This window comes from Rahnella sp. AA, from assembly GCF_002834385.1.
GTDB lineage: Bacteria > Pseudomonadota > Gammaproteobacteria > Enterobacterales > Enterobacteriaceae > Rahnella.
Genome location: NZ_PITQ01000010.1, coordinates 72,147 through 81,452 on the forward strand (window position 1 = coordinate 72,147; position 9,306 = coordinate 81,452).

The 9,306-nt window shown below is 52.9% G+C and carries 10 protein-coding genes; 1 reads left to right on the top strand and 9 read right to left on the bottom strand.

The features are described from left to right. Positions 1–24: 24 nt before the first annotated feature. On the top strand, positions 25–603 hold the full coding sequence (locus tag CWS43_RS21010) for a TetR/AcrR family transcriptional regulator (protein WP_101079055.1): 579 nt from the start codon (positions 25–27) through the stop codon (positions 601–603). A 35-nt stretch (positions 604–638) separates the two neighbouring features. Here the strand turns inward: CWS43_RS21010 and CWS43_RS21015 are convergent, their stop codons facing one another. The 9 genes from CWS43_RS21015 to CWS43_RS27605 all read right to left on the bottom strand — a co-directional run. Continuing rightward, complete coding sequence (locus CWS43_RS21015) at positions 639–803, bottom strand: DUF2474 domain-containing protein (RefSeq protein WP_101079057.1); 165 nt, start codon at positions 801–803, stop codon at positions 639–641. Positions 804–813: 10 nt separating this feature from the next. After that, positions 814–1,821, bottom strand: a complete 1,008-nt coding sequence (cydB, locus tag CWS43_RS21020) for a cytochrome d ubiquinol oxidase subunit II (RefSeq protein ID WP_101079059.1) — start codon at positions 1,819–1,821, stop codon at positions 814–816. Positions 1,822–1,823: 2 nt separating this feature from the next. Continuing rightward, positions 1,824–3,248, bottom strand: a complete 1,425-nt coding sequence (locus CWS43_RS21025; RefSeq protein WP_101079060.1) for a cytochrome ubiquinol oxidase subunit I — start codon at positions 3,246–3,248, stop codon at positions 1,824–1,826. Between the two features lie 557 nt (positions 3,249–3,805). After that, positions 3,806–5,188, bottom strand: coding sequence for a VasL domain-containing protein (locus tag CWS43_RS21030; RefSeq protein ID WP_101079062.1), 1,383 nt, complete (start codon positions 5,186–5,188; stop codon positions 3,806–3,808). Between the two features lie 83 nt (positions 5,189–5,271). Then, on the bottom strand, positions 5,272–6,084 hold the full coding sequence (locus CWS43_RS21035; RefSeq protein WP_101079064.1) for a lysozyme inhibitor LprI family protein: 813 nt from the start codon (positions 6,082–6,084) through the stop codon (positions 5,272–5,274). Between the two features lie 189 nt (positions 6,085–6,273). Further along, positions 6,274–6,723 carry a hypothetical protein gene (locus CWS43_RS21040; protein WP_369825912.1) on the bottom strand — a complete coding sequence of 150 codons (450 nt, stop codon included), beginning with the start codon at positions 6,721–6,723 and terminating at the stop codon, positions 6,274–6,276. 54 nt (positions 6,724–6,777) lie between these two features. Then, complete coding sequence (gene tssE, locus CWS43_RS21045; RefSeq protein ID WP_101079068.1) at positions 6,778–7,209, bottom strand: type VI secretion system baseplate subunit TssE; 432 nt, start codon at positions 7,207–7,209, stop codon at positions 6,778–6,780. A 15-nt stretch (positions 7,210–7,224) separates the two neighbouring features. After that, positions 7,225–8,829, bottom strand: coding sequence for a type VI secretion system protein TssA (tssA, locus tag CWS43_RS21050; RefSeq protein WP_101079070.1), 1,605 nt, complete (start codon positions 8,827–8,829; stop codon positions 7,225–7,227). 129 nt (positions 8,830–8,958) lie between these two features. Next, positions 8,959–9,306: Imm72 family immunity protein (locus CWS43_RS27605; protein ID WP_255414166.1), on the bottom strand; the 348-nt coding region annotated here is incomplete at its 5' end.

Genomic DNA, 9,306 nt, shown 5'->3' on the forward strand with positions numbered 1-9,306 from the left:
CTCAATGCCAGCACAGGATTGATGATGAAAGAAAATCGGGAAGCGTTGAGGGCGAAAATCCTCGACGGCGCAATCAGCCTCTTTATCGAAAAGGGGATTGAGAAAGTGACGACGCGCGAACTGACGGAATACGTCGGGATCTCGCGCAGTCATATTTATCACTACTTTCCCGACTGGCAGACGCTGTGTATCGAAGCGCTGACGGAGGTGATGCTGGCGGAACTCAAAGAGTTCACCGCAGAAATCGTGGTGCTGCCGCCGCAGGAAAAACTCCACACGCTGGTAAACAGTTATCTGCCGGACACGCAGGGTGACATCTGGCGACTTTACGGTTCGCTGTGGCAACTGGCGGCGCACAACGAGGCTTACGCTGAACTGGCACAGATGATGGTGAGGAAATGGCTGGATTTGCTGGCTGAAATCATCAGCGCAGGCACTGAAGCGGGGATATTTCGATCCACCAACGCCGCACGCGTCACCCGCCAGCTTTCGGCGATGCTCAACGGCTACGCGGATCAGCTGATCGTCATGCCCTCAGCCGACGTCAGGCAGGAAGCCATGGAAGATATCTGTGATTTTGTGGAATTGGTGTTGAAGAGATAAATAAAAGGCCGCTACGGATGCAGCGGCCCTCTGCATTAATGCTCCCGCATTCCCGCTGCAAACATCAGCAGATGAAATACTGTCGCGACGACAAACAGCGCTAACACACTTCCACCCCAGATGACGGCCAGCCAGCCAACGCGTTTTAAAAACGGCGCTTTGGTGATGTTGTTGTCATCCATTTTTCTGATGAGATTCATACGAAATTCCTCAGTGATAACCCTGATCCGGCGTCACTTTTCCGCGGAACACGTAGTAGCTCCAGAAGGTGTACACCAGAATGATCGGGATGATGAACAGCGCGCCAACCAAAATGAAGCCCTGGCTTTGTGGCGGTGACGCCGCTTCCCAGATAGAAATGGACGGCGGAATGATGTTCGGCCAGATGCTGATCCCCAGACCGGTATAGCCCAGGAACACCAGCGCCAGCGTCAGCAGGAACGGCGCGTGATGCGCGTTTTTGCTGATGGCACGGAACATCCACGCAGAGACTAATACCACCAGAACCGGCACCGGCAGGAACCAGTAAAGGTTAGGGCGCGTGAACCAGCGGGTGGCGATATCGCTGTGCGTCAGCGGTGTCCACAGGCTGACTGCCAGCGTCACCAGCAGGAAAACCACCAGCAGAGGTTTAGCGATTTTGTGCATCGCTTCCTGCAATTCGCCTTCGGTTTTCATGATGAGCCAGGTGCAGCCGAGCAGGGCATACGCCACGACCAGCGCGAACCCGCAGAACAGGGTGAACGGCGTGAGCCAGTCCAGCGCGCCACCGGCATACGTGCGGTTAACCACAGGAATACCGTTGATGACGGCGCCCAGTACCACGCCCTGACAGAAGGTCGCGATAACCGATCCCCAGATGAAGGATTTATCCCACACATGGCGTTTGGCCGGGCTGGCTTTGAAACGAAATTCAAACGCCACGCCGCGGAAAATCAGACCGAACAACATCAGGGTCAGCGGGATGGACAGCGCATCCAGAATCACCGAATACGCCAGCGGGAATGCGCCGTACAGCGCCGCACCGCCCAGCACCAGCCAGGTTTCGTTGCCGTCCCAGACCGGCGCAACGGTGTTCATCATCACGTCACGGTCGTGCTCTTTTTTCACCAGCGGGAACAGCAGACCGATGCCCAGGTCGAAGCCGTCCATCACCACATACATCATCACGCCGAAGATGATGATCAAAAACCAGATCAGCGGTAAGTCGATACCCATTATCAAGCTCCCTTAGAGTCGTCAGACAGTGATTCCGAAATAGCAGACAGCGGACGCGCTGGCGTACGGTGCTGACCCGGACCACCGTGGTCTACGCTTTCGCCTTCATGCGCCTGCGGACCTTTGCGGATCAGACGCATCATGTAGCCGTAACCCACGCCAAATACGGAGCAGTAAATCACGATGAACAGGATCAGGCTGACGCTCATCTGGAGAACGTTATGGTTCGATACCGCATCTTTGGTGCGCAGCAGGCCGTAAACGACCCAGGGCTGACGCCCCATTTCCGTGGTGATCCAACCCGCCAGCAGCGCCAGCAGACCTGAAGGCCCCATCAGGAAGGCAAAGCGCAGGAACGCTTTAGAGGTATACATTTTGCCGCCACGACGCAGGATCAGGCTCAGCACACCCAGTAAAATCATCAGCATGCCCAGACCGGCCATGATGCGGAAGGTGTAGAAAATGACGGACGAGTTCGGGCGATCTTCTTTCGGGAAAGATTTCAGCGCCGGGATCTGATGCGTCAGACTGTGCGTCAGGATCAGGCTGCCGAGATACGGGATTTCAATCGCGTAACGGGTTTCTTCACGGTTCATATCCGGGTAACCGATCAGCACCAGCGGCGTCGGTTTATTGTCTTTATTTTCCCAGTGACCTTCGATGGCCGCGATTTTAGCCGGCTGATATTTCAGGGTGTTCAGGCCGTGGGCGTCGCCCAAAAATGCCTGAATCGGGGAGACAATCAGCGCCATCCACATCGCCATCGACAGCATGGTGCGGATTGCCGGGGTATCACGCCCGCGCAGTAAATGCCAGGCCGCCGCAGAACCCACGAAGAACGCCGACGCCAGGAAGGCCGCGGTGGTCATGTGCATCAGACGGAACGGGAAAGACGGGTTGAAGATAATTTTCATCCAGCTGACCGGCACGACCAGATTGTTAACAATCTCGTAGCCCTGCGGTGTCTGCATCCAGCTGTTGGACGCGAGGATCCAGAAGGTGGACATCAGCGTACCGAGCGCCACCATGCAGGTGGAGAAGAAGTGCAGACCGGGGCCGACGCGGTTCCAGCCGAAGAGCATCACACCCAGGAAACCGGCTTCGAGGAAGAACGCGGTTAATACTTCATAGGTCAGCAGCGGGCCGGTAATGCTCCCTGCGAATGAGGAGAACATGCTCCAGTTGGTGCCGAACTGGTAAGCCATCACCAGACCGGAGACCACACCCATGCCAAAGTTCACGGCAAAAATTTTCGACCAGAAATGATACAGGTCGCGGTAAGCCTCTTTCTTCGTTTTCAGCCACATGCCTTCCAGAACAGCCAGAAAACTGGCAAGCCCGATTGTGATTGCGGGGAAAATGATGTGAAAAGAGACGGTGAACGCAAACTGGATCCGGGCCAGTTCTAGCGCATCAAGACCAAACATAACAACCTCTTTTTGTGTGTCAGGTAACCCTTCCAGACATTAATACCGGTACGGGAACCGGCAATTTCTGACATTCGCAGGTGAAGTCTTGAATGAAAGGGTGGTACAGCTGGGTTTTCGCGAGGGGCCGATTTAACCACAGGGGTTAAAGGTATTAACAGGGACGGTTTCGTGGGGAAATTACCGGCTGAAACACTTTTGCGGCAGGGGAATAGGTACGGGGAGGAAAACTAATTTCAGGCCGAAACGCCCGAGGGAAGAGTAACCCTAAAAAGTGCGCGGACATGATGTTGCATTGATCTGGATCAAAGAGTTTTGATGTTTTCTGAATGTAATTACCCTGCGTCCAGTAATGACTTGTTGTGTGCCATATTGGTAACTAAAAAGTTAAATCGCCAGCGGCATCAGCGCATTCTGATTTTAATGCAATGTAAATTTATGTCATCGGTTTTGGTCGAAATGACGTCAAAACAGGTAATGGTTGTAGTATTTGTTTACATTTACGTATCACGAAGGAAACGCCGTCAGCGCAGCGGGGTTGGCCGACGGCGTATAAATCATCGTTGTTGTGTTTCAGGCATCGCAGCGGCGGGTTCCAGCAGTGCATACCGGTTCAGCAACTGTGCGAACTGATTATCCAGCTGCATCAGCAACTGAGGGGACACGGCATTTTTCTGCTGTCTGGCGTCGGCTAATTTACGCAACGATTCTTCGACCGGTGTAGCGCTGGTCAGCGCCTGCTGAATGGCAAAAACTGACGATTTGAGCTGCGAGACGGTCATATATTTGCCGCGCTGTTCATCCAGCCCGTTAAGCTTATCTGCCAGTTGCTGCAACTGCGCGTTGGCCGAATACCAGCCGTTAAGGTTTTCCAGCGGCATAGCATTGGCGGTCAGCTGCTCGTTCCATTCCTGCGTCAGCTTTTTCGTCTCGGGATTGTCAGGCCAGAGGAACCGGGTCTGGTGGATCAGCTGCGAACCGGTGTCCTGCGCCCAGTGCGGTGAAAGTGCGGCCAGATGACGGGTTTGCTGGCGGGTTGCGGCAATGATCCCTGATGCTTCGCGGTTAAGCGATTCGACCTCGCGATTTTTCAGGGCTTGCAGCTCTGTAGCGCTCAGAGGTTTAGGCGTGTTCGTCAGTGACGCTATCAGCCGCTCGCTGGCAGGCGGATGATAAAACGCGTTCACGCCTGCCACCACGCCGCTGCCGACCAGTACGGTGACCACAATCCCCGCCACAAATCCTTTCCACTGTAACGGGTGTCTGGCTGCCGGAGCGGACGAAATCACCACCTGCGGCGGCACCGGTTCTGCCTGAGCAACATAAACCCAGGGTTCTCTGGCCCGGGTCTCCCATGTTCTTTCAACTTTTTCGGCGGAAGCGGGCAGCACAACGGCAGAGTCTGTCGTGGCGTGCATGTTTTCGAGACGCATCGCGGCACCCTGCATAAAGGTACTTAGCACGGCAAGCTGACTGGCGTGTTTGAGTTCGAGGCGTTCCAATACATCACACAGTGCATTGATAAGTTTTTCCGCCTCATAAATTTGCGGCAGGTCGCGGTATTCCAGCGTCATTCCCCGAAGGGATTGCTGCAAACGCTGGCTCAGCCCGGTGAGAATCTCCATCCGTGCATGAACCGGCTGCGGCCACAGCCCCGGCCACTGGCGGGAGATCAGCGCGTCGAGTATCGCCAGCCCTTCATTCAGCCCGGACAACCCGACAAGTTGCGCCCGCGCCTGCGTATACCATGACGCAGTTTGCAGCTCGATGCCGTTTTGCCGGAACAGACTCAGACACAGCTGTTCCACTTTTTTCCAGTTCACATCCGGACGCGCCGGGTGTGTCAGCTTACTCAGTTCTTCGCGTAAAACGGCATAATCAGCCAGCGCACGCGGGTCGCCCCCGGTGCGCAACTGGCGGTTTATATCTTGGGTCATCATCTTGTCTTACCTGAAAGGGCAACATTAGGCGGGTGAGATTCGTGCACCCGTATCCACGGGTGCACTTTGGTTAGATTAGGAAATTAATTATTGTCACCACCTAAGAATGTAATGCGTTCATTAGTCATTTTAGTCTGGCAGTCATAAATATTGATTCTGGTCTGGCCCGGAGTCGTTTCCATATTTGCATCAGAGAGTTTTCCGCATTTCAGTGCTTTCTCCCCCACCCAGGTCTGTTGCGATTTTTTCATGGATGCCTTGATTGAATCCGGGAGGTTTTTCCAGATGTCGTTCAGATAAGTGTCACTTCTCGCGTAGTCATTCCTGGCGTTTAATAATTTTCCGTTAAAATTAGAATCAATAATGTAATCCTTGTTAACGGCAAGCACGGCAATTTGGTACAAAGCATTTTGAATGTAATTAATTTTGTTAACGGAAATATCTTTTTTATTGTCCGCAAGACTCAGGCTGTATGAGTAATTACTCCATACCACTTTGCCATTATTCAGTTTGCCGTTGTCTGAAATGATACTGGAGAGATACTCGGGATTACTTTTTATGACAGCCAGTGTCTCGGGAGGCAGTTGAGCTGACAGGGTTGCACTACAATTGAGAGTGCCGTCGGTATCAGATGTTGTCGAGACATTCGAAATTGCCATCGGAATTGAATCTATTTTGCTTTGAAATTCCTGAATATCCTTATTATGAAATGCCGCAGGGCTTGTTATGTAGTAATTCTGTAATTTCGCACCAGCCTCATTCTTAATATAATCCTGGACAGCTTTTACTGCATCATCCCTGCCACATTTAAACTCATCCCCTCCGCCAAAAAAACCAGCGTGTGCACTTAAAGAAAAAAGTGAAGCGGAAGTTAGCAATAAAATACCTTTAAACATATAAAAACCCTTTTGTTTTAAATAAATTCGACCAGGCATAATTAGCCAGCCGTTCCATATAGATTCAGTGAACTGTGATGGTACCGTTGTTATGTGTTGCACCTCCGTTTTTGAAAAGAGTAAGACAATAAACTTGCGTTATGACATTCAAACGCAGGAATTATAAAAATCAGGCGGCAGGGTCAAAAGTCAGGACAATAAACCTTCAATCATGTTGAAAAAGATCTCTTCGCTGAACGTTTCGCCGGGCTGCGTGGACCAGCCCGCCGGACGCCATGTCCAGTGATTGTGCTCTGCGGAACGCATGAATAAACGGCAAAGAGGGACCGGAGCACCCTCAGCGCAGAGGCTCACTTCCACGCAGCCCGTCACACCCTGACCGTATAAAAAGGCAGGCGTGAATTTCACCATCCTGTTTCCATAACGCAGGTGGATGCCGGGAATGTTGAATGCCTTTCCGCCTATCAGAAATTCAACCAATGAAACGGAGGTGCTTTCCGTCTGGATGCCGGTACCGGCCAGCCATGTTTCCACGTTCTCCTGAAGCTGACTCATCTGTTGCTGAAACTCAGCGATATCAGCCTGACCTTTATTTTCAAACACGGTACGACACGGTTGTTTGTCCTGTAGCTTTTTCAAAAAACGCTCTTTAGCTGACATACTTCCTCTGTTATCGCCAATGGCAGACGGCCATCAAACATAATTCTGCTGTTTCATATGGCGCATCAGCACCCGGCCTTCCGGCATAAACTCCGTCCCGAACCGCACCAGACCAAGCTCTTTCAGCTCAGCGTCGATGGCGTATTCAAGATGCCCCGGTGTGGATTGCGGCAGTAAAATCACGTTCAGCTTTCGGATCCGCGGCTCGTATTTCAGCAACGTAGCGGAAAGCGTAGTCAGCAGGGAGTGCGCGGTGCCGGGCATCCCCTGCAAGATTTTGCTCATGTCCGGCAGGCCGTAATCTGGAAGATGCGAAATCGTTCCTGCGCGGCAGTTAAGGACCCGCTGCATGTTGTCGAGCACGGACAGAATGACCTGATTGGCTTCGCTGATGCTTTGACGATCGAGATCACCGGTGAAGTTACCGGTGAGAACTTCATAGAGAGAAGGGGATGGGGAGTTCATCCGTTTGCATTCCTTTTAAGCGCAAAGCACGGCAGCCCGTGCGGGATCAATAGCGAAAAGCCCGGCCAGCAACGTGTCCATTTCCTGCGAAATTAGTGTTTTATTGGTATCACCGCGCTGAACTTTCATGCGCAGTAATTTAAGGCGGCGGGCTTTCACTTCAAACAAAAATGCCGGTTCCCATTGGGCCAGCGTCAGACTGTTGCCCGTCGTTTCCAGTTCGCTGAGCAAATGAAGTGCCATCTCATTTTTGCCATATTGCTCAGCAATACGGGCCATCAGCAGTCGGATGAGCCAACGCTGGCGATATGTATTCATACCAGGACGGGTTTGTAGCCAGTTGAGTGCGGACTCGATACCGTCACTGTCTGCCTGGGCCAGTGCTTCAGCTTCCAGCTGGAGCACATCGTCATCACCGTTAACTGACGCCGCATTTTGCTCCGATTGCCAGAGCACGCTATTGCCCTGTATTTCGCCGGATATCCAGCCTGCGGTAACCTCATCAGCGAACGGAGTCCCGTCGCTATAAGCCAGAGTTTCAAGACCGGGCAGACGGATCAGTAACAACCGTAAATCTTGTTTGATGAACTCCGCCCAGCCGTCATAGGGAGCCCCGGATTTACTTAGCGCCTGATACAAATACCACTGCAGATCCAGCCAGAAATGATTGACGCCCTCGCTAAACATCCGGTCGGCATTCTCCAGTATCTCGCTCCAGCTTTGCTGCAAGAACAGGCGTTTGAGATGAGCGCGGTACTCGGCTCGCGGGGGCACGAGTCGGGTACACCCTTTGGCGTCAAGCGGAGGGAGTTGATCGACGGTGTCCCATCGCACGGTAGTCATCAGACGATGCCCTGAAAGCCAGCCCTGTGGCTGGTCGCGCAGATATTGCGCGAGCGCTTTAGCCTGATCGAGCAACTCACGACCAGACTGAATGGTGCGTAGTGTTGGCATCTCCTGTGAAGCGGAACGGGATTCGGCGGATCCCTGGCCTCCGCTGTTTTGCGGAACAACCGCATCGAAGCCGCCGGACTGTGCAAGACGTGCGCCGAGAGCGTCATATAAGCCGCTGAGTTGCGGTCGGGTTTCGGGCTCCCAAGCGGGAATGGTATCTTCGAAAAGTGCCAGCGAGGCGAGTATGCGTTCAAACTCAGGCTTATCAACCTCAGGATAAAGCGACAGGCTGTCCAGCACTTTACTGCCAGATAACCATTCCATCGCGACCAGTCGGCTGTTTTTTCTCGATGGCAGCAGCTGATCACCATAGCGGGAAATCAGTCCGCTGAGCAGCTCAAGCCCTTCAGCCAGGCCTGATTCGCCGTCGCGATGTAACCGCGCCCAGAGGTAATAGGTTGCCACCCGCATATCTTTGCAAACTGTGATCAGTAATTTTTCAGCCAGCTGACAAATAAGCTCGGTATCAGCGCCCGAGATTTTGTTGACCTCTTCACGCATGCGCTGAAAATCGTCGTCATACCCGGGGTCTTCACCCACGGGCAAGGTGCTGCTGATGGGTTGCAGCCATTTGTCCCACAAGGCAGTCTGGGCTTTTGCTTTTTGCAGCAACTGTGTCTGGGTTATATCCGGGCAGTGTCCCAGCAGGGAATGTAGTGTTGCCATAAGAGGCGAATTCCTTATCTTTATTGCGTCTTTGTTTGAAGTGCTGTGAGGTATTTGAAGTCAGGCGTGTGTTGTGGGTTTGAAGAGAATCAATATGACTTGCAGTGAGCAGTCTTAGTCCCGGAGCTTTTATTGTCTGTTAACAAAAATATTGCCTTTATCATCCCGCTCGAGCAATGACCAGAGCGCCCGGTGTAGCTTGCCTTCTTTATCTTCATAGTCCGGCAGTTTCTGGCCCTGTTTCAGGTGAACATAGCGCAGGCTGCCGTCGATAAAGGTTCCCCACCTGCCGGTGTGCGGGCTGATTTCACCGCCGAAGGCGGTGATGCGATTGTTTTCTGCGTCATCGAGGAAATACTCAGATTCATCGGGGATAATGCCGTCGCAATAGCGGGTATCTTCCCAGACCAGCCGCCAGTGCACGTCTCTGTAGCCAAAGCCGGCCTCCAGCAGGTCATCAAGATAGGTCTGAAGCGG